The sequence below is a fragment of the Streptomyces sp. B15 genome (genome assembly GCF_018070605.1).
Lineage (GTDB): Bacteria > Actinomycetota > Actinomycetes > Streptomycetales > Streptomycetaceae > Streptomyces > Streptomyces smyrnaeus.
This window is the reverse complement of sequence record NZ_JAGPXJ010000033.1, coordinates 47,584-70,915: the sequence shown is the minus strand read 5'-3', so window position 1 is coordinate 70,915 and position 23,332 is coordinate 47,584. Positions and strand designations below refer to the sequence as shown.

21 protein-coding genes are annotated in these 23,332 nt (G+C 70.3%); 17 read left to right on the top strand and 4 right to left on the bottom strand.

Features of this window, described 5'->3' with window-relative positions; all coding sequences use genetic code 11:
* Positions 1-28 precede the first annotated feature (28 nt).
* Complete coding sequence (locus tag KBY19_RS17250) at positions 29-646, bottom strand: hypothetical protein (RefSeq protein WP_210966084.1); 618 nt, start codon at positions 644-646, stop codon at positions 29-31.
* Positions 647-824: 178 nt separating this feature from the next.
* Between KBY19_RS17250 and KBY19_RS17245 the strand changes: the two genes are divergently transcribed.
* The 11 genes from KBY19_RS17245 (at position 825) to KBY19_RS17195 (ending at position 12,805) form a co-directional block, all read left to right on the top strand.
* A complete protein-coding gene (locus tag KBY19_RS17245) occupies positions 825-1,628 on the top strand; it encodes an enhanced serine sensitivity protein SseB C-terminal domain-containing protein (protein WP_099884442.1) in 804 nt (267 codons plus the stop codon).
* 181 nt (positions 1,629-1,809) lie between these two features.
* Positions 1,810-2,601, top strand: coding sequence for an enhanced serine sensitivity protein SseB C-terminal domain-containing protein (locus tag KBY19_RS17240; protein ID WP_099884444.1), 792 nt, complete (start codon positions 1,810-1,812; stop codon positions 2,599-2,601).
* Between the two features lie 317 nt (positions 2,602-2,918).
* Positions 2,919-3,917: an ABC transporter permease gene (locus KBY19_RS17235; protein WP_099884446.1), complete on the top strand. Its 999-nt coding sequence runs from the start codon at positions 2,919-2,921 to the stop codon at positions 3,915-3,917.
* Positions 3,918-3,985: 68 nt separating this feature from the next.
* The gene (locus tag KBY19_RS17230) at positions 3,986-5,737 is read left to right on the top strand and encodes an ABC transporter substrate-binding protein (RefSeq protein ID WP_180289765.1); all 1,752 of its coding nucleotides are present in this window, start codon (positions 3,986-3,988) and stop codon (positions 5,735-5,737) included.
* A gap of 161 nt (positions 5,738-5,898) precedes the next feature.
* A complete protein-coding gene (locus KBY19_RS17225) occupies positions 5,899-6,897 on the top strand; it encodes an ABC transporter permease (RefSeq protein ID WP_099884449.1) in 999 nt (332 codons plus the stop codon).
* On the top strand, positions 6,894-8,120 hold the full coding sequence (locus KBY19_RS17220; RefSeq protein ID WP_247691063.1) for an ABC transporter ATP-binding protein: 1,227 nt from the start codon (positions 6,894-6,896) through the stop codon (positions 8,118-8,120). Before KBY19_RS17225 ends, KBY19_RS17220 begins: the two co-directional genes overlap by 4 nt.
* Positions 8,117-9,283 (top strand): dipeptide ABC transporter ATP-binding protein, encoded by a 1,167-nt coding sequence (locus KBY19_RS17215; RefSeq protein ID WP_307842522.1) that lies wholly within the window; start codon positions 8,117-8,119, stop codon positions 9,281-9,283. The genes KBY19_RS17220 and KBY19_RS17215 overlap by 4 nt, the downstream gene beginning before the upstream one ends.
* A gap of 114 nt (positions 9,284-9,397) precedes the next feature.
* Positions 9,398-10,090: a trimeric intracellular cation channel family protein gene (locus tag KBY19_RS17210; protein WP_099884450.1), complete on the top strand. Its 693-nt coding sequence runs from the start codon at positions 9,398-9,400 to the stop codon at positions 10,088-10,090.
* 24 nt (positions 10,091-10,114) lie between these two features.
* Complete coding sequence (locus KBY19_RS17205) at positions 10,115-10,966, top strand: thioesterase family protein (protein WP_099884452.1); 852 nt, start codon at positions 10,115-10,117, stop codon at positions 10,964-10,966.
* A gap of 92 nt (positions 10,967-11,058) precedes the next feature.
* Complete coding sequence (locus KBY19_RS17200; protein ID WP_099884454.1) at positions 11,059-11,535, top strand: Dps family protein; 477 nt, start codon at positions 11,059-11,061, stop codon at positions 11,533-11,535.
* Between the two features lie 82 nt (positions 11,536-11,617).
* Positions 11,618-12,805, top strand: coding sequence for a cysteine desulfurase family protein (locus KBY19_RS17195; RefSeq protein ID WP_210956224.1), 1,188 nt, complete (start codon positions 11,618-11,620; stop codon positions 12,803-12,805).
* A gap of 49 nt (positions 12,806-12,854) precedes the next feature.
* Here the strand turns inward: KBY19_RS17195 and KBY19_RS17190 are convergent, their stop codons facing one another.
* A complete protein-coding gene (locus KBY19_RS17190; RefSeq protein WP_099884458.1) occupies positions 12,855-13,640 on the bottom strand; it encodes an N-acetylmuramoyl-L-alanine amidase in 786 nt (261 codons plus the stop codon).
* A gap of 55 nt (positions 13,641-13,695) precedes the next feature.
* Between KBY19_RS17190 and mnmA the strand changes: the two genes are divergently transcribed.
* Positions 13,696-14,838 carry a tRNA 2-thiouridine(34) synthase MnmA gene (mnmA, locus tag KBY19_RS17185; RefSeq protein ID WP_099884460.1) on the top strand — a complete coding sequence of 381 codons (1,143 nt, stop codon included), beginning with the start codon at positions 13,696-13,698 and terminating at the stop codon, positions 14,836-14,838.
* Positions 14,839-14,929: 91 nt separating this feature from the next.
* On the opposite strand, the gene KBY19_RS17180 is transcribed toward mnmA, so the two are convergent.
* Entirely contained in the window at positions 14,930-15,454 is a 525-nt protein-coding gene (locus KBY19_RS17180; RefSeq protein WP_099886802.1) for a TIGR00730 family Rossman fold protein, read from the bottom strand.
* Positions 15,455-15,616: 162 nt separating this feature from the next.
* Between KBY19_RS17180 and KBY19_RS17175 the strand changes: the two genes are divergently transcribed.
* On the top strand, positions 15,617-15,970 hold the full coding sequence (locus KBY19_RS17175) for a hypothetical protein (protein ID WP_210966083.1): 354 nt from the start codon (positions 15,617-15,619) through the stop codon (positions 15,968-15,970).
* A gap of 95 nt (positions 15,971-16,065) precedes the next feature.
* On the opposite strand, the gene KBY19_RS17170 is transcribed toward KBY19_RS17175, so the two are convergent.
* Complete coding sequence (locus KBY19_RS17170) at positions 16,066-17,577, bottom strand: class I SAM-dependent methyltransferase (RefSeq protein WP_099886803.1); 1,512 nt, start codon at positions 17,575-17,577, stop codon at positions 16,066-16,068.
* A 489-nt stretch (positions 17,578-18,066) separates the two neighbouring features.
* Here KBY19_RS17170 and KBY19_RS17165 point away from each other — a divergent pair, with 489 nt between their 5' ends.
* From KBY19_RS17165 to ligA, 4 genes are all read left to right on the top strand, one after another.
* Positions 18,067-19,098 (top strand): rod shape-determining protein, encoded by a 1,032-nt coding sequence (locus KBY19_RS17165; protein ID WP_099884463.1) that lies wholly within the window; start codon positions 18,067-18,069, stop codon positions 19,096-19,098.
* An 85-nt stretch (positions 19,099-19,183) separates the two neighbouring features.
* Positions 19,184-19,873: an SDR family oxidoreductase gene (locus tag KBY19_RS17160; protein WP_099884465.1), complete on the top strand. Its 690-nt coding sequence runs from the start codon at positions 19,184-19,186 to the stop codon at positions 19,871-19,873.
* Positions 19,874-19,877: 4 nt separating this feature from the next.
* The gene (locus tag KBY19_RS17155; protein ID WP_307842524.1) at positions 19,878-20,924 is read left to right on the top strand and encodes a methionine synthase; all 1,047 of its coding nucleotides are present in this window, start codon (positions 19,878-19,880) and stop codon (positions 20,922-20,924) included.
* Positions 20,925-20,938: 14 nt separating this feature from the next.
* Complete coding sequence (gene ligA / locus KBY19_RS17150; RefSeq protein ID WP_307843531.1) at positions 20,939-23,176, top strand: NAD-dependent DNA ligase LigA; 2,238 nt, start codon at positions 20,939-20,941, stop codon at positions 23,174-23,176.
* The last annotated feature ends 156 nt before the right edge of the window (positions 23,177-23,332 follow it).

Sequence of the window (23,332 nt, the reverse complement as noted above, 5' to 3'; positions counted from 1 at the left end):
GGCGGCCCGCTCCCCGGGAGCGCGGCCTTCAGGACTGCTGCCCGGGAGTCAGCTTCTGCGGCAGCAGCTGCTGCTCCTGTTCCTGCTTCTCGGGAGCCTGCCCCTGCGCGGGCTGCTGACCGGCAGGCTTGCCCGGCTTCGCGGGCTTCGCGGGCTTCTGCTGGTCGGTCTGCCCGGGCTTGGCGGGCTTGCCGGGCTTCGACTGCTCGGTCTGGCCAGGCTTGGCGGGCTTTGGCTGCTCGGGCTTCGACGGGTCGGGCTTGGAGGCCGAGGGCTTCTGCGGCTGCTTCGGCTTCTGCTGCTGGGCGGGCTTCTGTTCGGTGGTGGGCTTCTGCTGCTCCAGCGGGTCGTCCTGCTGCTGACCGGGCTTCTGCGGCTTGCCCTGTTCCGGCTTCTGCGGCTGGGCGGGCTTGGGCTGCTGCGCGGGCTTCTGCCCCTGCGTGTCGTTGTCTCCCGTCGGGTCCGGCTTGCCCTGCCCGGCGCCGGTGTCGTGGTCGGCGGGTTGATGGACGCCGGACCGGAGTCCCGAGGCGTGATCCGCGGGCAGCGAGGACGCCGCGGAGGAGGCCGCGCCCGCCGCGCCGATGGCGAGCGAGCCGGCCAGGGAGACGGTGACGGCGGTGGCGGTGATTCTGTTCACGCGCATGTGCTCTCCTCCAATGAGCGTGCCGGATGGCACGTAGTGGGACGGAAACCACTTTTCGGGCGTTGCGTCAGGGACGCAACCGGAGCATCGCCGGACGTGTTCCTCCGCCTCGTCCGAGGGACGGGGCCATCCCTCCCTCGCGGGACCGTGCGCGCGGAGCATGGATAGGCTTGCCTGTATGACAGTTCCCTCGCAGCCCCAGCCGCAGCAGCCGCAGCACTTCGGGCCCGGGCACGGGGGCGGCTGGCCCGGCAACGAGCTGGAGGAAGCCCTGGCCGCCTCGCTCCAGGTGCCGCACGCGGGCGCCCGGCTGCTGGAGGTGCTGGGCCGCAGCAGCGTGTGGGTGCCGCTCCCGGAGGGGGGCGGCCGGGAGAGCCGCGAACTGGACCTGCCCACCATCGAGTTGGACGGCGCGGTCTATGTGCCGGTCTTCAGCTCACAGGAGCAGTTCCTGCACGTCGTCGGCTCGCACATGTCCTTCACCATCGCCCCGGCCAGACAGTTCGCGCGGGGGCTGCCCCCGGGAGTGGGCATCGCGGTCAACCCGGAGGGGACGGTGGGGGTGCCGCTGCCCGCCGAGGCCGTCGCGGAGCTGTGCGCCAACACCCCGAACGAGCAGGCAGCGGCCGGAGTCGCACGCGGGGCCCGGGTACGGCTGTTCGAGCCGGACTGGCAGGACGACCCGCTCTCCTTCCTCGCCGCCGCCTCGGCCGAGTTCGCGGCGCTCCCGGCCGTACGGACGGCCCGGCGGGGGCTCGCCAGTACGGAGGGTGACCCGCCCGCGCTGTTCATCGGGGTGGAGCTGGACCTGCTGGACCCCGAGTCCCGGCAGGCGGCGCACGATGCGCTCGGCAGGGCGCTGCACGCGGCGCAGGTGCGCTGGCCGGTCCAGATGGTGCTGCTCGATGTGGCCGACGACCCGGTGGTGGACTGGATGCGGCAGTGTGTCCGCCCCTTCTACGCCCGGGAGACCCCGGCCTGAGCACGGCTGAGGGCCGGCGCGGAGTCGGTACCCGGCCGGCGCGCGGGGCCGATCCGGTCCCAAGAGCGGACCCGAACTGAGTACGAGTACCGATGTCCCGGCCCCCTCTTAAGCTGGTTGGATAGTGGTGTGGGGCGACGAGTCGGGCAGGAACGGCGGCAGTGGTGGAAGGGCGGCCCAGGTGAGCGCGGGTGGAAGCGTCGAACAGCTCCTGCGGCGGGTGTCGCCCGGCGCGTACGGCACCTACGAGAACTATGAGGCCCTGCTCCAGGCGCTGGCGGGCAGCCAGGTGTGGATGCTGCTGTGGAACGGCCAGGCCGGTTCCCCCGACGCGCAGTACGGCAACATGGAGGTGGCCGGGTACGGCTACGCGCCCTGTGTGACCTCGGCCCAGGAGCTGGCGGCCTCCGGTTGGAACCGTGCGCACGAGGTCGTCGGCGGCCGCGACATCGCCGCGGCGCTCTTCCCCGATCGTTGGGGAATCTGGCTGAATCCGCATGCTCCCGGCGGCGGCGTCGGCATCCCGTGGCTGGACCTGCGGCGGATCGCGGTGGGTCTCGACCAACTCCCCGCCGGGCCCCTGCGGATCAGTGAGCCGACCCTTCAGATCCCGCAGTTCTATGCGCTGCTGACGCAGAACGCGCACCGGACGCCCGTCGTCCGTTCGCTGCGCCGCGCCTGGGTGCGGCCCGCGCTGGGCGTCCCGTATCTCACCGTGGGGCTGGACCTGTACGACAACGGTCCGGCGTCGGTCGAGGCCGCGCGGCAGATGATGGCCCAGTCGGTGGCCGCGGTGCCGGACGGGCTGCCCGTCTCCAGCGTCGCCATGGCGGACGACTACGATCCCGTGGCGATGTGGATGCGCAGCCAGTCCCGGCCCTTCTTCGACCGGGACGCGCACGCTCCGGCCGGTTACGACGCGTCCCGGGCGCCGGCTCCGGGCTTCGGTTACGGCTACCCTCGCCCCTTCTGACCCGGGGCCGGAATCCGGTCATTTTTCGACACCGCAGACGGTCCAGATCAGGACAAAATTGCGGGTCTCACACCGCTCAACGTCAACATCCGTCCGCATAACGGAACATGATGCGTCACATCACAGTTGCGCATCCTTTCCCCGGGAGGTCTGGCGACTGATCGTGAGCGCGATGAAGACTCCCGAGCCATAAGCCACCAGGAGGCCGCAGTCCGGCCTCCCGCCGGAACGGCTTGCGAACGTCTTCAGAAACTTTGACCGCTACAGCGGTGTGCGTGGACTGGTCAACTGCCGGTCGAGAAGGGGTCCCCAACACGATGACGGCACCACTGCACGAGGAAACGGCCGCGGAAACCGCGGTCGTGGAGCCGGCCCTCAACAAGGCCGAGAAGGCGATCGAGGGCCGCTCACTCGGCCGGATCGCCTGGGAGCGGCTCAAGCGTGACAAGGTGGCGCTGATCGGTGGCACGATCGTGTTGCTGCTCGTCCTGGTCGCGATCTTCGCGCCGGTGATCGCGGCGCTGACCGGTCAGTCGCCGAACGAGCGGCACGAAGACCTGATCGACCCGCTCTTCAGCACTCCCAAGGGCGCACTGGGCGGCATGTCCGCCGATCATCTGCTGGGTGTGGAGCCGGTCAGTGGCCGCGACATCCTCACCCGGATCGTCTACGGGGCGCGCGTCTCGATCCTCGTCGGCTTCCTCTCGGCCTTCGTCGCCGTCATCTTCGGCACCATCCTGGGCACGCTCGCCGGATACTTCGGCGGCTGGCTGGACGCGCTCATCAGCCGCGTGATGGACATGCTGCTGGCCTTCCCGCAGCTGCTGTTCATCATCTCCCTGATCTCCGTCATGCCGAACGACCTGTTCGGTCTGACCGGCACGGGCGTGCGACTGCTGGTGATGATTCTGGTCATCGGCTTCTTCGGCTGGCCCTACATCGGCCGCATCGTGCGCGGCCAGGTGCTCTCGCTGCGCGAGCGGGAGTACATCGAGGCGGCCCGCAGCCTGGGTGCGGGGCGCGGCTACATCATCGGCAAGGAACTGCTGCCCAACCTGGTCGCGCCGATCACCGTCTACATGACGCTGATGATCCCGACCAACATCCTCACCGAGGCGGCGCTCAGCTTCCTCGGGGTGGGCGTCAAGCCGCCGACCGCCTCGTGGGGATCGATGCTCTCGGACGCCGTGTCGTTCTACGAGTCCGACCCGATGTACATGATCATTCCCGGCGTCGCCATCTTCATCACGGTGCTCGCCTTCAACCTCTTCGGTGACGGCGTACGCGACGCACTGGATCCGAAGGGCACCCGTTGATCCCCCATCCCAGACCCCGGCCCCGCCCAGCCCGTGCGGGCCGTGACCTACCACGGAGGTTGCGAGACGTGACAACCCTACGCACATCGAGGCGCCGATTGGCCGCGCTTTCGGCCGTCGCCGCCGCCACGCTGCTGGCCACCACGGCCTGCGGCGGGGGCGACAGCGACAGTGAGGGCGGCGGCGAGTACAACGCGGGCGTCAACAAGGTCGCCAACGCCTCGAACAAAAAGGGCGGGACGCTGAAGTTCGTCGGTGTCCAGGACGCCGACTCCTGGGACACCACCCGGATGTACTACGGCTTCGTCTTCGACTTCGCGCGCTACTACAGCCGCCAGCTGGTCAGCTACTCGCCCAAGCCGGGCAAGAAGAGCCTGGACCTGAAGCCGGACCTGGCCACGGACAACGCGCAGATATCCGAGAACGGCAAGGTCTACAAGTACACCCTGAAGGACGGCCTGAAGTGGGAGGACGGCAAGCCGATCACCTCCCAGGACGTCAAGTACGGGATCGAGCGCCAGTGGGCGCAGAAGACCCTCTCCGGCGGCCCCACCTACATCAAGGACGTCCTCGACCCGAAGGGCAAGTGGAAGGGGCCCTACGAGGACGACGGCGGCTTCGACGGCATCAAGACGCCGGACAAGAAGACCATCGAGTTCCATCTGCCGAAGCCCAACGGTGACTTCGAGCAGATGCTGGCCATGCCGACCAACTCGCCGGTGCGCAAGGACAAGGACACCAAGTCCAAGTACACGCTGCACCCCTTCTCCTCGGGTCCGTACAAGTTCAAGTCGTACACCCCGAACAAGTCGCTGCTTCTGGTGCGCAACAAGCACTGGGAGCGCACCAGCGACCCGCTGCGCAAGGCGCTGCCGGACAAGATCAAGGTCACGCTGCTCACCAACCCCGACGAGCGCGACAAGCGCCTGATCAACGGTGACGCCGACCTCGACCTCAACCAGCGCGGTATGGAGGTCCAGGGCCGGCAGACCGCTCTCAAGCAGCACAAGGGCAACGTGGACAACCCGCAGACCGGGTTCATCTCCTACGTGGCCTTCCCGCAGAGCGTGAAGCCGTTCGACAACATCCACTGCCGCAAGGCCGCCATCTACGGCGCCGACCACAAGTCGGTGCAGACGGCGCGTGGCGGCCCGACCGCCGGTGGCGAGCTGGCCGTCAACATGCTGCCGCCCACCGTCCCGGGCCACGACGTCAACGACGACCAGTACGGCATCCGCAAGAACGGCGGAAAGGCCGACGTCGCCAAGGCCAAGGAAGAGCTCAAGAAGTGCGGTAAGCCCAACGGCTTCTCCACCACGCTCGCCGTGCGCAACACCGACAAGGCCGATGTGAAGTCCGCCGAGGCCCTGCAGGCGTCGCTGAAGAAGGTCGGCATCAAGGTCGAGATCGACGAGTTCGACGGTGCCCAGGGTTCCTCGATCGTCGGTAACCAGGCCACGGTCAAGCGCAAGGGCTACGGCATGGTCCTCTACGGCTGGGGCCCGGACTTCCCCAGTGGTCAGGGCTACGGCATCGAGCTGTGGCACAGCTCCAAGATCCGCGACAACGGCAACAACAACTACGCGCTGATCGACGACCCGAAGATCGACAAGGGTCTTGAGGACGCCATCGCCGAGCTCGACCCGGACAAGGCCGCCGAGAAGTACCGCGAGGTCAACAAGGAGGTCATGGCGGGCGGTTACTACCTGCCGCTGACCTACCTGAAGGTCGTCCAGTGGCGCTCGGACCGGCTCACCAACGTCTACTCGGCCGACTCCTTCAGCGGCTGGTACGACTTCGCGTCCCTCGGCGTCAAGTGACCCCCGAGGTCGCTGAGACCTCGACGTTCGCCACCGACATCACCATCTGACGGCGCCACCCGCCGCTGGCACGAAGGGCAGGTGAAGGCCGCTACGGCGGCCCGGCAGCCCACTCCCTGACCGGGAGTGGGCCCGGGCCGCCGACGGGCGGCCGGAGAGCAGTGCTCACATACCTCATCAGGCGGCTGTTCGCCGTCGCAGTGATGCTGGTCGTCATCATCCTGGCGGTCTTCTGCATCTTCTTCCTGATCCCCAAATGGACGGGGATCGACCCGGCCACCATGTTCGTCGGTAAGCAGGCCGACAAGGAGAGCGTCGAAGCCGTCCGCGAGAAGCTCCAGCTGGACGATCCGGTCCTGGTGCAGCTCTTCGAGTTCTTCAAGGGGCTGCTCGTCGGACGGGACTACACCTCCGGGGGCGACACCACGCACTGCTCGGCGCCCTGCTTCGGGTACTCCTTCCGTACCGAGCAGGAGATCTGGCCGGTGCTGACCGACCGGCTCCCCGTCACGCTCTCCCTCGCGCTCGGCGCGGCCGTGATCTGGCTGCTCATCGGCCTGACCGTCGGTGTGCTCTCCGCGCTCAAGCGGGGCAGCCTGTGGGACCGGCTGGCCATGACCGGCGCCCTGGCCGGCGTCTCGCTGCCCGTCTACTTCACCGGTCTGATCTCGCTGGCGGTCTTCGCCTACCAGCTCGACCTGGTGAGCAACTCCTTCACCCCGTTCGGCGACGACCCGGTCAAGTGGTTCAGCGGCATGATCCTGCCGTGGATCACCCTCGCCTTCCTCTTCGGCGCGATGTACGCCCGGCTCACCCGGGCCACCATGCTGGAGGTGATGGGTGAGGACTACATCCGGACCGCCCGTGCCAAGGGGCTCAAGGAACCGGTCGTCATCGGCAAGCACGCGATGCGCTCCACCATGACGCCCGTCCTCACGCTTCTCGGCATCGACATCGGCGCCCTGATGGGCGGCGCGATCCTCACCGAGACCACCTTCAGCATCCCCGGACTCGGGCAGGCCGTGCTCAAGGCGATCACCGACCGCGACCTCCCGCTGATCCTGGGCGTCACCCTCATCACCGCAACCGCCGTCGTCATCGCGAATCTCATCGTGGACCTGCTGTACGGCGTGATCGACCCACGAGTGAGGCTGGGATGACAGACCACGAACACAAGTCCCACAAGGACAACGAGCCCGGCACCGGCACGGCGGGGGCCAGGGTTCCCGGGCAGGCCGACACACCCCGCGACGCCGCTGCGGGCGCCGCGGCAGCCGCGGCCAAGGCGTCGGACCTGACCGGCACCGGCACCGCGCCCGGCGAGGTGGAGCTGGACAGGCGACCGCCCACGGCCTTCTTGGAGGTACGTGACCTGCGGGTGCACTTCCCCACGCAGGACGGCATGGTCAAGTCCGTCGACGGCCTCTCCTTCAAGCTGGAGAAGGGCAAGACCCTCGGCATCGTCGGTGAGTCCGGCTCCGGCAAGTCCGTCACCTCGCTCGGCATCATGGGCCTGCACACGGTCGGCCAGTACGGCAGGCAGCGCCCCCGGCTCTCGGGCGAGATCTGGCTGGACGGCCAGGAACTGCTCAGCGCCGACGCCGAGACGGTGCGCAAGCTGCGCGGCCGCGAGATCTCCATGATCTTCCAGGACCCGCTCTCGGCGCTGCACCCCTTCTTCACCGTCGGCCACCAGATCGTGGAGGCGTACCGCGTCCACCACGACGTCGACAAGAAGCAGGCCCGCAAGCGTGCCGTCGAGCTGCTCGACCGGGTCGGCATCCCGGAGCCGAGCAAGCGGGTGGACAGCTACCCGCACGAGTTCTCCGGCGGTATGCGCCAGCGCGCGATGATCGCCATGGCGCTGGTCAACAACCCCGAGCTGCTGATCGCGGACGAGCCCACCACGGCGCTCGACGTGACCGTCCAGGCGCAGATCCTCGACCTGATCCGGGATCTGCAGAAGGAGTTCGGCTCGGCCGTCATCATCATCACCCACGACCTGGGTGTCGTCGCCGAACTCTCCGACGACATCCTGGTGATGTACGGCGGACGCTGCGTCGAGTACGGCACCGCCGAGCAGGTCTTCTACGAGCCGCAGCACCCCTACACCTGGGGGCTGCTGGGCTCCATGCCGCGGATCGACCGGGACAGGTCCGACCGTCTGATCCCGGTCAAGGGCTCGCCGCCCAGCCTCATCAACGTCCCCTCCGGCTGCGCCTTCAACCCGCGCTGCCCGTACGCGGACGTCCCCAAGGGCGACATCACCCGCACCACGCGTCCCGAGCTGCGCGAGGTCAAGCCCGGGCACCTGTCCGCCTGTCACATGGCGCAGGAGGACAGGGAGCGGATCTGGAACGAAGAGATTGCCCCGAAGCTGTGAGCGCCGTGAGTGAGGACGACGAGCCGATGACGAAACCCGAGAAGTCCCCGGGCTCCGAGCAGACGGCCGGCTCCACGACCGCGCCGGGCGGCGGCCTGGGCACGAAGGAAGAGCCGCGCGAAGGCGAGCCGCTGCTGAAGGTCAGCGGCCTCAAGAAGCACTTCCCCGTCACCAAGGGCCTCTTCAAGCGGCAGGTGGGCGCTGTGCTGGCGGTCGACGGCATCGACTTCGAGGTCCGCGCCGGCGAGACCCTCGGTGTCGTGGGCGAGTCGGGCTGCGGCAAGTCGACGATGGGCCGCCTGATCACCCGGCTCCTCGAACCGACCGCCGGTGCCATCGAGTTCGAGGGCAAGGACATCACCCACCTGGGTGTCAGCGGGATGCGTCCGCTGCGGCGCGACGTCCAGATGATCTTCCAGGACCCGTACTCCTCGCTGAACCCCCGGCACACGGTCGGCGCCATCGTCAGCGCGCCGTTCAAGCTCCAGGGGGTGCAGCCCGAGGGCGGCGTCAAGAAGGAGGTCCAGCGGCTGCTGGAGGTGGTCGGGCTCAGTCCCGAGCACTACAACCGCTACCCGCACGAGTTCTCCGGCGGCCAGCGCCAGCGCATCGGCATCGCCCGCGCGCTGGCCCTGAGCCCGAAGCTGGTGGTGGCCGACGAGCCGGTCTCCGCGCTGGACGTCTCCATCCAGGCGCAGGTCGTCAACCTCCTGGACGATCTGCAGGAAGAGCTCGGCCTCACCTATGTGATCATCGCCCACGACCTGTCGGTCATCCGTCATGTCTCGGACCGGATCGCGGTGATGTACCTGGGCAAGATCGTGGAGCTGACCGACCGCAAGTCGCTGTACGACACGCCCATGCACCCGTACACGCGGGCGCTGCTGTCGGCGGTCCCGGTGCCGGACCCCCGCCGCAAGGCGGCCGACAGCCGGGAGCGGATCCTGCTGCAGGGCGATGTGCCCTCGCCCATGAACCCGCCGTCCGGGTGCCGCTTCCACACCCGCTGCTGGAAGGCCACGGAGGTCTGCCGCACCAAGGAGCCCCCGCTGGTCCCGCTGGCGGCGGGCCACAACGTCGCCTGCCACCATCCGGAGAATGCCCCGGACCAGGAGCCCGGCGACACCAAGCTGCTGCGGGAGAGCGACGTCAGCAAGAGCTGAAACCCTTCCCGAGGGGCCGGCCGGCCCGGCCCCTCGGGAGAGCTTCCGGGCCTGTCGCGGTGCGGCCGATGCGCCCCCTGCGGCCCCGTCCCCCGCCCCGGATACAAAGGTGCGGTGGAAACCCTCTTCAGTCCTCCGCTCCAACACTGGCTGGACATCGCCGGCATCTTCGTCTTCGCCGTCTCCGGCGCCCTGCTGGCCGTCCGCCGCAATTTCGACGTCTTCGGCATCGCCGTCCTCGCGGAGGTCACCGGCCTCGGCGGCGGTCTGTTCCGCGATGTCGTCATCGGTGCCGTGCCCCCGGCAGCCTTCACGGACCTCGGCTACTTCCTCACTCCTCTCGTCGCCACCGTCCTGGTCTTCTTCCTCCACCCGGAGGTGGAGCGGATCAACAAGGCGGTGAGCGTCTTCGACGCGGCCGGGCTCGGCCTGTTCTGTGTGACGGGCACGCTCAAGGCCCACGAGTTCGGGCTGAGCCTGACGTCCTCGGTCGTGATGGGACTGGCCACGGCCGCCGGGGGCGGGGTACTGCGCGACGTCCTGGCCAACGAGGTGCCCTCGCTGCTGCGCTGGGACCGGGAGATCTACGCGGTGCCGGCGATCGTCGGCTCCAGTGCCGTGGCGCTGCTGATCCACCTCGACGCGGTGCGCCCGGGGACGGCGGTGGGTGCGGCGCTGCTGGCGTTCGTCCTGCGGCTGCTGGCCCTGCGCTACAACTGGCGGGCCCCTCGCGCGTGGAAGCGCAGCAGCGCGACGGCGGACACGGAGGGGGCAGGCGGCACCGACGACACACCTACCCATGGGTAACAAAGCCGGTGTACGGTGCCACACATGTCCGACGCACCTTCCCAGATCACCGAGCCGGCCCGCACCGGCAGCAGCGAGTTCGACCGCGACACCGCGGTCCGCACCCGTGAGTCCGGCGTCCACGAGACGCTCCTCTCCCCGGGCTGGGCAATAGGCAAGGCCCTCAACGGCGGCTATCTGCTGGCCGTGCTGGGCCGCGCGCTGCGCCAGGCGCTCCCGCACCCGGACCCCTTCACCATCACGGCCCACTATCTGACCGCCACCGTCGCGGGCCCGGCCACCATCCGTACCTCGGTGGCCCGCAGCGGCCGAACCGTCTCCACCGCCTCGGCCGGACTCTTCCAGACCGACGACCGCGGCCGGGAGATCGAGCGCATCCGCGTCCTGGCCACCTACGGCGACCTCGGCGCGCTCAGGGACGACGTACGCACCAGCGCCAAGCCGCCCGCCATGCCGCCCCGTGAGCAGTGCTTCCGCGCCACCGACCACCCGGACGGTGACGCGGCCGTCCCCGAGATGGGGCGGCGGCTGGATCTGCGGCTCGACCCGGACACCTGCGGCTGGGCGCTGGGGGCGCCCAGCATGCGCGGTGAGATCCGGGCCTGGCTCGAACTCGCCGACGGCCGCGCCCCGGACCCGCTCTCGCTGCTGATGGCGGTGGACGCGCTGCCGCCCACCGGCTTCGACCTGGGGCTCACGGGCTGGGTGCCCACCGTGGAACTCACCGTCCACGTGCGGGCCCGCCCCGCGCCCGGCCCGCTCCGGGTGGCCATCACCACGCGCAACCTGGCGGGCGGCTACCTGGAGGAGGACGCCGAGGTGTGGGACAGCGCGGACCGGCTGGTGGCCCAGTCCCGGCAATTGGCCCGCGCGTAGGACCGGCACGGGCGCCTCGGCGTCCCTTTTCCTCCGGTGTGCTTACGTTGGTAGGGAAAGTGACCGAGACTGTCCGAGAGAAAGCGACGCACGTGACCTACACAGTGAAGAGCACGCTTCCCGAGTCGGATCTCAAGACCGTCGCCGAGGCGCTGCAGGGCACGCTGTTGGACCTCATCGACCTCTCCCTGGTCGCCAAGCAGATCCACTGGAACGTGGTCGGCCCGCGCTTCCGCTCCATCCACCTCCAGCTCGACGAGGTGGTCGACACCGCCCGCCAGTACTCCGACACCGTGGCCGAGCGCGCCTCCGCGCTCGGCATCAGCCCCGACGGCCGCGCCGGCACCGTCGCCGGCGGCAGCGCCATCGCCACCGTCAAGGAGGGCTGGCTGCCCGACAACGACGCGGTCCGCCTCATGGTCGAGGCCCTCGGCGCCGTCATCACCAAGGCCCGCGAGCGGATGAAGGCCGTCGGCCCGGTCGACCCGGTCACCGAGGACGTCTTCATCCAGCTCACCGGCGTACTGGAGAAGGAGCGCTGGATGTTCCAGGCGGAGAACCGCGGCTGAGCGGGAAGGGGCGGTCCGTCGGCCGGGTGCGCTGCTACGCGCCGGTCGTGCGCCCCGTGGGGAACCGTAGGATTGGGGAACCATGGCTGACACCGCCCACTCCGCCTACCTCGACCACGCCGCCACCACGCCCATGTGGCCCGAAGCGGTGCGGACGATGACCGAACAGCTCGCGGTCGTCGGCAACGCCTCCTCCCTGCACGGGGCCGGACGGCGGGCCCGGCGCACCGTCGAGGAGGCCCGGGAGTCGCTCGCGGCCTCGCTCGGCGCGCGGCCCAGCGAGGTCGTCTTCACCGCGGGCGGGACCGAGGCGGACAACCTCGCCGTCAAGGGGCTGTACTGGGCGCGCCGGGACCAGGACGCGCGGCGTACCCGGGTGCTGGCCAGCCCGGTGGAGCACCACGCCGTCCTGGACGCCGTCGAGTGGCTGGCCGAGCACGAGGGCGCCCGGCTGGAGTGGCTGCCGGTGGACGGGTACGGCCGGGTGCACCCCGAGGCGCTGCGCGAGGCCATCGAACGCGATCCCTCCGATGTGGCGCTGGCCACCGTGATGTGGGCGAACAACGAGATCGGGACCGTCACCCGGGTGCCGGAACTCGCCGAGGTCGCCGCCGAATTCGACGTACCGCTGCACTCGGACGCCGTACAGGCGTTCGGCCAGCTCGACCTGTCCTTCGAGGAGTCGGGACTGGCCGCGATGGCCGTCACCGGGCACAAGGTCGGCGGCCCGTACGGCGTCGGCGCGCTGCTGCTGCGGCGCGAGCACGCCCCCGTACCGCTGCTGCACGGCGGCGGCCAGGAGCGGCACGTACGCTCCGGCACCCTGGACACCCCCGCCATCGCCGCGTTCGCGACGGCCGGACGGGTGTCCGTCGAGCGGCGGGCCGACTTCGTCAGCGAGGTAGGAGCACTGCGGGACGCCCTGGTGGCGGCCGTCCGCTCCGCCGTACCGGACGCGGTGCTCAACGGCGACCCCGACCCGGACGGACGGCTTTCGGCCAATGCGCACTTCTCCTTCCCCGGCTGCGAGGGGGACTCGCTGCTGCTCCTCCTGGACGCGCAGGGGATCGAGTGTTCGACCGGCTCGGCCTGCACGGCGGGCGTCGCCCAGCCCAGCCATGTCCTGCTGGCCACCGGCACCGAACCCGACCTGGCCCGGGGCACGCTTCGCTTCTCGCTCGGCCACACCTCCACCAAGGCGGACGTGGACGCGCTGGCGGAGGCGATCGGCCCGGTCGTCGAGCGGGCCAGGACCGCGGGGCTGAGCTAGCCGCAGCGCGGGACCGCGGGGCTGAGCCGGCCGCGGCGCTGGCGGCCGGTCAGTTGTCCGGCAGCGTGCTCTTGACCCGCGTCTTCATCTCCGCGCGCACCATCCGCAGATACTTGTCCCAGTCCCAGTGCCGGCCGGGGTCCGTGTGATCGGCACCAGGGACCTCGTGGTGGCCGATGATGTGCCGGCGGTCGACCGGGAAGCGGTAGCGGGCACAGATCCCGGCCGTCAGCCTGGCGGAGGAGCGGTACATGGTGTCGGTGAAGTCCTGCGGACGGTCTATCCAGCCCTCGTGCTCGATGCCGACGCTGCGCTCGTTGTACTCCTTGTTCCCCGCGTGGAAGGCCACGTCCAGCTCGCGGATCATCTGGATGATCTGCCCGTCCTGGCAGACGATGTAGTGCGCCGCCGCCCGGTGCGCCGGGTCCCGGAAGACCTTCACGGCGGCCGCGGCACTGCCCTGGGTGACGTGGATGACCACCCGGTCGATACCGAAGTCGGCGGGCCGGTCCCCGCGTCGCATGTTCCCGTCCGCGGCGGCCACCCACCGGGCGCGGGCGTCGTCCACCTGGCCCTCCATCCGGGGCTTGTCGTTCCCCGGCATCCGCCACCACCAGCGCTTGAGCTCCTGCTGGGTGGCCACCCCGAGCACGCCGAGGCCCACGACCGTGCTGCTCGCGATCAGCAGTCTGCGCCGGGCCACACCGCGCTCGGGCCCGGTCTCCTCGGGCCGGCTCTTGCCGTCGCCCGAGCCCCGGCCGTCACCGGCTCCGGGCCCGTCCCCGGCGCCGTCCGCCGGGCCGCCCGTCCGTCCTTCATCCGCCGCCTGTCCCATGCGCTCCCTAACGCGTTCGGGTCACCGGGTGGTTCCGTCTACCCTGGAGGGCGCTATGACTACTGCATCCTCGCGGGGGACAGCCTCCGCGCGCCCGCTGCGTGTCCTGGCCGCCATGTCCGGCGGCGTCGACTCGGCTGTCGCGGCAGCCCGGGCCGCCGAGGCCGGACACGACGTGACGGGCGTGCATCTGGCTCTTTCCGCCAACCCTAAGTCGTTCCGTACGGGTGCGCGCGGCTGCTGCACCATCGAGGACTCGAACGACGCACGCCGCGCCGCCGATGTGATCGGCATCCCCTTCTACGTGTGGGACCTGGCCGAACGTTTCCGTGAGGACGTGGTGGAGGACTTCGTCGCGGAGTACGAGGCAGGTCGTACGCCCAATCCCTGTCTGCGCTGCAACGAGAAGATCAAGTTCGCGGCGCTGCTGGACAAGGCGCTCGCGCTGGGCTTCGACGCCGTGTGCACCGGCCACTACGCCACCGTCGTGACACGGGCGGACGGCCGCCGGGAATTGCACCGCGCGAGTGACGCGGCCAAGGACCAGAGCTATGTGCTCGGCGTGCTGGACGAGCAGCAGCTGGCCCACGCGATGTTCCCGCTGGGCGACACCCTCACCACCAAGGAAGAGATCCGGACCGAGGCCGAGCGGCGGGGGCTGGCCGTTGCCAAGAAGCCCGACAGCCACGACATCTGCTTCATCGCCGACGGCGACACCCAGGGCTTCCTCGCCGCCCGGCTGGGCCGGGCCGAGGGCGACGTCGTCGACGAGTCCGGCACCAAGGTGGGCACCCACGAGGGCGCGTACGGGTTCACGATCGGCCAGCGCAAGGGGCTGCGACTGGGCCGTCCGGCCCCGGACGGCAAGCCGCGCTACGTCCTGGACATCTCGCCGGTCGACAACACGGTCACGGTCGGCCCCGCCGCCTCCCTGGACGTCGCCGCGCTGACCGCCGTACGGCCCCGCTGGTGCGGCGAGCCCCCGGCCGACGGCCCCCGGCGGTACACGGCGCAGCTGCGCGCGCACGGCGCCGAGACACCGGTGGAGGCCCAGCTGACCGATGGTGAGCTGCGGGTCCGCTTCGCCGAGCCGGAGCGCGGAGTCGCCCCGGGCCAGGCGATCGTGCTGTACGACGGCACCCGGGTGGTCGGCTCGGCGACGATCGACCGGACGGAGCGGGCGGTCCCGGCGGCCTGAGGGCTCCGAGCGGCCCTGATGCGCCCGGTCGCGGCCGGCCGGGCCGTGGGCGGGTCGGCCGGGCCGTGGGCCGGGCGGGGCCGCGCAGGGGTCAGGCGCCCAGCAGCTCCAGTGCCTGCGGGCCGTCGTCCGCGAAGGTGATCAGGTCCGCCAGCGGGATGGGCAGAAAGCCCTCGGCCTCCATCCGGGCCATCTGCTGCCGAAGGCCGTCGTAGAAGCCCGCCGTGTTGAGCACCACGATCGGCTTGGCGTGCATGCCGTGCTTGCGCAGCTCCAGGATCTCGGTCGCCTCGTCCAGCGTCCCGGTGCCGCCCACCAGAACCACGACGGCGTCCGCACGGTCCAGCATCAGCGCCTTGCGCTCGGCGAGGTCGGCGGTGACGACCATCTCGTCGGCGTTCGGCCGCGCGACATCGCGCAGGAACTCCACCGAGATGCCGATGAGCCGGCCGCCCGCCTCCTGCACACCGTCGGCCACCACCTTCATCAGCCCGGAGTCCGAGCCGCCCCACACGAGGCTGTGCCCGCGCTTGCCGAGCAGCTCGGCGAACTCGCGGGCCGCGTCGGTGTAGACGCTGTCGAGCTCGGCGGCCGAGCAGAAGACGCAGATGTTCATGGGTGCGGAAGAGGCCATGACCGTCAGCTTACGGCCGCATTCCGGCCCTGAGCAGCCGGGCGGCGGCGAAGTCGCACGCCGGTTCGGATGTGCCGTGGCACACTACGGCGGGTCGGTCACCGGGATACGGGGGCCGTCGAAACAACGGCCGGGGGAGTGGAGTTGAACGCGCAGCGGCGACGTTGGACGTGGATCGGCACGATCTGGGCGGTGCTGGTGGTGGCGGGCGGCGCCGTGACCCTCGGTCTGCAGGAGGAGCCGGGACCCACCTTCGGCCGGCGCGACATGGACGGCGGGTCCGGCGACGCCGTGCCCCGCGACGGTTCGCCGTCCTTCGCGCCCGCCCCACCGGCCGGCCATGACGGGGGCTGCCCGTCCGTGCCGCCGACCGACCCACCGGACGAGGAGCACCACGCACGCGACCGGCAGCACCAGCCGCCGACCGAGCAACCCGGTGCGCCGGACTTCACCATGGAGCCGAACTCCACTCTGACGGACTGCGCGTACGTGGAGTGAGCCTTGCCCGACGGCAGGCGGACAGGCCGTACGTCCTCCCCGGCGTGGGCCGGGGAGGACGTACGGCCCGCTGTCGGGCCGGCCCTGCGGAAGCCTCAGCCCTTGGTCAGGGTGAAGCGGAAGATGCCCCAGGTGAGACGGTGCTTCTCGCCGCCGTCGACCCAGTGGGTGAGCCCCTTCTTCATCTGGCTCAGATAGTCGCTGCTGACCTTCGCGGCGAGCCCTTCGGCCTCCTGCCGCTCGGTCTCCTGCAGCACCCGCCCGTAGTGCGTGACGAGTTGCTCACGCAGGTCCTCGAACCCCGCACGCGAGTCCTCGTGCTCGGACGGGGTGAAGCCGAGGCGGCCGAGCTCCCGCTTGTAGAAGCCGGGCGAGCCCATGTCGTCGAGGTGGATGCGGTCCAGAATGGGCTGGATGGCGCCCAGGTCGGTGCCGTCGGCCGCCATCGGGTCGGTGAAGACCAGCTTTCCGCCCGGTTTGAGGACGCGCCGGATCTCCTCCAGCACCCGGATGCGGTCCCCGCTGTGCAAGAACGCGTCCTGCGACCAGACCACGTCCACGCTGGAGTCGGGGAACGGCACGCTCTCGAAGGAGCCGTCCACCACCTCGATGCGGTCGGTGAGACCGCGGGCCGCGTTGAGCTCCTTGTGCCGCTGGTTCTCCACCTCGCTGAGGTTGAGGGCCTGCACCGTGCAGCCGAACGTCTCGGCGAGGTAGCGGGCCGAGCCGCCGAAGCCGGACCCCAGATCGAGGACGCGGGACTCCTTGGTGAGCTCCAGCCCGGAGGCCATGCGCTCGACGGTGCGGCGGCTGGCGTCGGCGATGGGCTCCCGGGCGTCGGCATAGATGCCGACGTGAATGTCCTCGCCGCCCCAAACAGAGGAATAAAAGGCGTCGGCGTCGGGGGAGTTGTAATAACTCCGCGCCGTGTTCACGGCAGTGCCGTAGGCCCCTTCTTCCTGATCCTCCATTCGGTATTCCTTCTCCGCGACATGCACGAAGAAGTCCGGTTGTTCGTCCCGGTAGGTGTGCTGGAAGTCACCGTACGTCTCGACGCGTTGGAACCCGACCTCGGTCATGAGGCGCCGCGTGTAGTCCTTGCGGAGCGGGAACATGTTGAGGTGGTAGACCGAGCTGTCCGGGAAGCGGTACCGCATGCGGCACAGCCCCTCGTCCATGTATTCCGGTTCCACCGCGACGTCCTCGCCGCAGTAGTAGTACGTGTGCTTGCTGGAGTAGCCGCGGTCCAGGATCGCGTCGTAGTTGCGCTGATCCAGGATGAGGATTCCGTCGTGCTTCAGCATCGCGTAGAACTCGGCCAGCGCCTTGCGCCGGTCGCGTTCCGAGAAGAGATGCGTGAAGGAGTTGCCGAGGCAGACGATGGCGTCGTACTCACCGTGAACGTCCCGGTTGAGCCATCGCCAGTCGGCTTGGACGACCCGCAGAATATGGTCGCCGTGCTTCATTCCGTTTTCGAACGCCATCGCCAGCATATCGGCGCTGCCGTCCGCGCTCACGGTTTCGAACCCGGCTTCCAACAGCCGTACCGAGTGGAACCCGGTACCTGTCGCGACGTCGAGGACGCTCCTTACGCCTCGCTTCCGCAACAGGTCGATGAAGAAATTTCCCTCGCTCTCCGCTCGCTTCTCCCAGTCTATGAGAGAATCCCACTTCTCCACGAAGCTGGGGACGTATTCCTCTGTGTAGTGTCCGGTTTCTCGAACCTCTACGGGGTTGTCTCCGAATTCCTGAGCCGGTCGCGCGGAAATGACGAAACCTCCAGTGGTAGAGACGGTGGCCCATGGCGCGGTCGCCGAGGACGCACCAGGCTTCGGGCTCGGTGAACCGCGCGTGGTCTCCGGTGCATAGCTATCCACCCCCCGGAGATCTATGCCACCAACTCGCTGGCGCACGCATGCGATTGTCCGGAAAACGCGCTCCGACCAGCGTTTATTCGATTCCAGATTGTCGGCGGGCCGGTGGGGCCCACCTGCCGCAGCAAACGGGACAGTTGGGTATGCTGCGGCTGGCAGCACCACAATTCCGTACGACTCGTGCAACCGCGTACAACACAGCACCGAACATGGCGAGTACACATGGCTAAGCGCAACCACTCCGCCCTCTCCGCCGCCGCTTCCTCGTTCCGCGGCCGCGACATCGGCATAGACCTCGGCACGGCCAACACGCTGGTGTACGAGCGCGGTCGCGGCGTGGTCCTGAACGAACCCTCCGTCGTCGCGATCGACACGAACACCGGCAAGGTGCTCGCGGTCGGCGCCCAGGCACGCCAGGCCGTGGGCCGGACTCCCGGTTCGATCAGGGCCACCCGGCCCCTCAAGGGCGGTGTGATCACCGATTTCGAAGCCACGGAGGGCATGCTGCGGTATTTCATCCGCGCCGCCCGCGACGGCAAGGGCCGCGGCAGGTCGCCGCGCGTGGTGGTGTGCGTACCCAGCGGCGTCACCGGCGTCGAACGGCGCGCCGTGCTGCAGACCGCCAGCCGGGCGGGGGCCCGCTCGGTGCGGCTGATCGAGGAGCCGATAGCGGCGGCGATCGGCGCCGGGCTGCCGGTGCACGAGGCGCGCGGCTCGATGGTCGTGGACATCGGCGGAGGCAGTACGGAGATCGCCATCATCTCGCTGGGCGGCATGGTCGTCGCCCGTTCCGCGCGGGTGGCGGGCGATGCGCTGGACGCGGCCATCGCCTCCTGGATCGAGCGGGAGTACACCATCGCGGTGGGGGAGCGGACCTCCGAGGAGATCAAGATGTCCCTCGGCAGCGGTGAGTTCGTCCCCGTGCGCGGCCGGGACAAACACACCGGTATGCCCAAACTTGTCCAGCTGTCGCCGGAGGAGATCGGCGAGGCCGTCGAGCGCCCGGTGCGCTCCATCGTGGCGGCCGTGCAGGCGGCCTTCGAGGAGTGCCCGCCGGAGCTGTACGGCGACATCATGGAGCGTGGCATGGTGCTGACCGGCGGTGGGGCGCTGCTGCACGGCCTGGACGAGCGGCTGACGAGGGAGACGGGTATGCCGGTGACGGTGGCCGACGAACCGCTGGGCTGCGTGGCCCTGGGCACCGGCCGCTGCCTGGAGGAGTACGACAGGCTGGAGTCGATCTTCGCGGCGTGAGCCACCCGGCCCACCGCGCCCCACCCGGCGCCCCCGGCCGGGCCCGCCGGCCCGGCGGGCCACCCCACTGCGGGATCATGGGGGCATGGCAACACACGTGATCACAGGCGCGGGCTCCGGTATCGGTGCCGAGGTGGCGCGCCGCCTCCAGGACCGCGGCGACACCCTCTACCTGCTGGCCCGGGACGCCGGCCGAGCCAAGGAGCTGGCCCGCCGGTTCGACGGCGCCCACACGCTCGTCGGCGACCTGGCCGAACCGGAACGGCTCTCCTGGGCGTTCGAGCACCAGACACTCCCCGAGGACGTCGACTCGCTGCTGCACATCGCCGGCGTCGTCGAACTGGGGTCCGTGGGCGAGACCACCCCCAAACTGTGGCAGACCACCCTCGCCGCCAACCTGGTGGCGCCCGCCGAGCTGACCCGGCTGCTGCTGCCGCAATTGCGCCGCTCCCGCGGCCACGTCGTCTTCGTCAACTCGGGCGCCGGGCTGCGGACCAACCCGGAGTGGGGCGCCTACGCGGCCAGCAAGCACGGCCTCAAGGCGCTGGCGGACGCGCTGCGTGGCGAGGAGGGCGGCAACGGGGTCCGGGTCACCTCCGTCTATCCGGGCCGCACCGCCACCCCGATGCAGGAGAAGGTGCACCGCCAGGAGGGCAAGGAGTACGACCCCGGCCGGTGGATCCCCGTCGAGGCGGTGGCGACCACCGTGCTGACGGCCCTGGACCTGCCCAGGGGCGCGGAGGTCACGGACCTGAGCGTGAAGCCGGGAGGCTGACCAGGTGAGCGACGACAACCGCGCCAACCCCTGGGGGCCCGCCGCGGCCGCCGGTGTCGGGTCCATGCCCGGCACCGACGCCCGTGAGGCCGCCAGGACGGTCTTCGGCGCCCTGGAGGAACCCCAGCACCTTCCCTACCTCCCGGAGCTCCCCGCCCGGGGGCCCGGCGCCGACATGCTGGGCCGCACGGCCGGGCTGCTGGCCGAGATGTACGTCCACCTGGAACCCAGCGGGTGGCGGATCAGCGACCGGCCCGGGCGGGACACCCGCCGGGCCCGGGCCTGGCTCGGCGAGGACCTCGACGCGCTGGAGGAGTTCACCCAGGGATACGGCGAAGGGGACGGCCCGCGCGGCATCAAGGTCTCGGCGGTCGGTCCCTGGACGCTCGCCGCCGGCCTGGAGCGGCGCAACGGAGAGGCCATGCTGGGCGACCACGGTGCCGTCCGCGACCTGGCCGCCTCGCTCGCCGAGGGGCTGGCCGGGCATCTGGCCGACGTCCGCCGCCGGGTGCCGGGCGCCGCCCCGGTCCTGCAGCTGGACGAGCCGTCGCTGACCGCCGTGCTGCGCGGCAGCGTGCCCACGGCCAGCGGCTACCGCACCCATCCGGCCGTGGACCGGGCGGTGGTCGAATCGACGCTGCGCGAGCTGCTCGCGGTCCACGACGGTGCCACCGTGGTGCACTCGTGCGCTCCCGACGTGCCGTTGGGGCTGCTGCGCCGGGCCGGTGCGGACGGCATCTCCCTGGACCTCTCGCTGCTCACCGAGCGTGACGACGAGGCGGTGGGGGAACTGGTGGAGGGCGGCGGCACGCTGTTCGCGGGTGTCGTGCCGGGCACCGAGCCGGACGGCGGGGCATTGTCAGACCCTGCCGGTAGCGTCGGGGGTGTCAGGTCGTTGTGGCGCAGGCTCGGGCTGTCCCCGGGGCTGCTGACCGAGTCCGTCGTGGTCACCCCCACGTGCGGGCTCGCGGGAGCCTCGCCCGCGTACGCGCGGGGGGCACTCACCCATTGCGCCCGGGCGGCACGAGCACTCGCTGACAACCCTCAGTGACGGGAGGACCAACGGTGGCCGGCGAACAGGACGGAACGGTCTCCGCCGAGACGCGGCAGGACGTGGCGGTCCCCGCGCCAAAGCGGGAGGAGCACCAGCGCCTCGCGGAGCAGATCGAGGAGCACCGCTTCCGGTACTACGTGAAGGACGCACCGGTCGTCAGCGACGCCGAGTTCGACCGGCTGCTGCGCGGACTGGAGGCGCTGGAGGAGGAGTACCCCTCCCTGCGCACTCCGGATTCCCCGACCCAGAAGGTCGCCGGGCGCTACGAGACGGAGTTCACGGAGGTCGCCCACCGGGAGCGGATGCTCTCGCTGGACAACGCCTTCGACGACGCGGAACTGGGCGAGTGGGCGGACCGCGTGGCCCGCGAGCTGGAAGGGGTGGACTACCACTTCCTGTGCGAGCTGAAGGTCGACGGCCTCGCGGTGAACCTCACCTACGAACACGGGCGGCTGACCCGCGCGGCGACCCGCGGCGACGGCCGCACCGGTGAGGACATCACGCCCAACATCCGCACCATCGCCGACATCCCCGAGCGGCTGAGCGGCGAGCGGCTGCCGGAACTGGTCGAGGTGCGCGGTGAGGTGTTCTTCCCCATGGAGCGCTTCCAGGAACTGAACGCCCGGCTGGTGGAGGCGGGCGACAAGCCGTTCGCCAACCCGCGCAACGCCGCGGCCGGCTCGCTGCGGCAGAAGGACCCGCGGGTGACGGCCACCCGCCCGCTGCACATGGTGGTGCACGGCATCGGAGCCCTGGAGGGCTTCGCCAAGGAGGACTTCGCCCGCCTCTCGAACGTCTACCAGCTGCTGCACGAATGGGGGCTGCCGACCTCCGCGCACGCCAAGGTGGTGGACGGGCTGGAGGGCGTACGCGAGTTCATCTCCTACTACGGCGAGCACCGTCATTCGGTGGAGCACGAGATCGACGGTGTCGTCGTCAAACTCGACGAGATCCGCCTCCAGGGACGGCTCGGTGCCACCTCCCGGGCACCCCGCTGGGCCATCGCGTGGAAGTACGCGCCGGAGGAGGTCAACACCAAGCTGGTCGACATCCGCGTCGGCGTGGGCCGCACCGGCCGGGTGACGCCGTACGCCGTGGTGGAGCCGATCACGGTCGCCGGCTCCGAGGTCGAGTTCGCCACCCTGCACAACCAGGACGTCGTCAAGGCCAAGGGTGTGCTGATCGGGGACACGGTCGTGCTGCGCAAGGCGGGCGACGTCATCCCCGAGATCCTCGGCCCGGTCGCCGATCTTCGGGACGGCAGCGAGCGGGAGTTCGTGATGCCCGCCGAGTGCCCCGAGTGCGGCTCGCCGCTCCAGCCCATGAAGGAGGGCGATGTCGACCTGCGCTGTCCCAACGCCCGCTCCTGCCCGGCCCAGTTGCGCGAGCGGCTGTTCTACCTGGCGGGCCGCAAGGCGCTGGACATCGAGCACTTCGGTTATGTCGTCGCCAGCGCGCTGACCCAGCCGTTGGAGCCCAAGGAGCCGCCGCTGCGCGACGAGGGCGGGCTGTTCGACCTGACCGTCGAGGACCTGCTGCCCATCGTGGCCTACGTCGTCGACCCGGACAGCGGGCTGCCCAAGCGCGACCCGGAGACCGGTGAGGACAAGACGGTCACCCTCTTCGCCAACAAGCAGGGCGAGCCCCGGAAGAACACCCTGGCGATGCTGGAGAACATCCGGGCGGCCAAGGACCGTCCGCTCGCCCGGATCATCACCGGACTCTCCATCCGGCACGTCGGGCCGGTCGCCGCGGAGGCGCTGGCCCGCGAGTTCCGCTCGCTGGAGCGGATCGCCGAAGCCGGGGAGGAGGAGTTGGCCGCCACCGAGGGCGTGGGGCCGACGATCGCCGCCTCGCTCAAGGCGTGGTTCGCCGAGGACTGGCACCGCGAGATCGTTCAGCGGTGGGCAGCGGCCGGAGTCCGGATGGAGGAGGAGTCCACCGGCGAGGAGGGCCCGCGCCCGCTGGAGGGGCTGACCACGGTCGTCACCGGCACCCTGGCCTCCTACACCCGGGACGGCGCCAAGGCCGCGCTGCAGGAGCGGGGCGCCAAGGTCACCGGATCGGTGTCGAAGAAGACGGACTTCGTCATCGTGGGGGAGAACCCTGGCTCGAAATACGACAAGGCGGTGCAGGCGAAGGTGCCGATTCTGGACGACGACGGGTTCGCCGTCCTGTTGGCCGAGGGGCCGGAAGCAGCCCGGGAGGCCGCCCTTGCCACTGGGGAAGAGGAGGAAGCGGACGCCTGACGGCGGAGCGGGCCACCAGGGGTGAGTCCGGGACAAGCCCCAACGTTCCCCCCTCGCACGGCTGTTCACGCACAGACCACATCCAGCCACCCGAGCCCCGCCGCTCACGTGGCCGGGCCCCGGGCGTCGGGTACCGGAGCCCTTACGGCACACCGG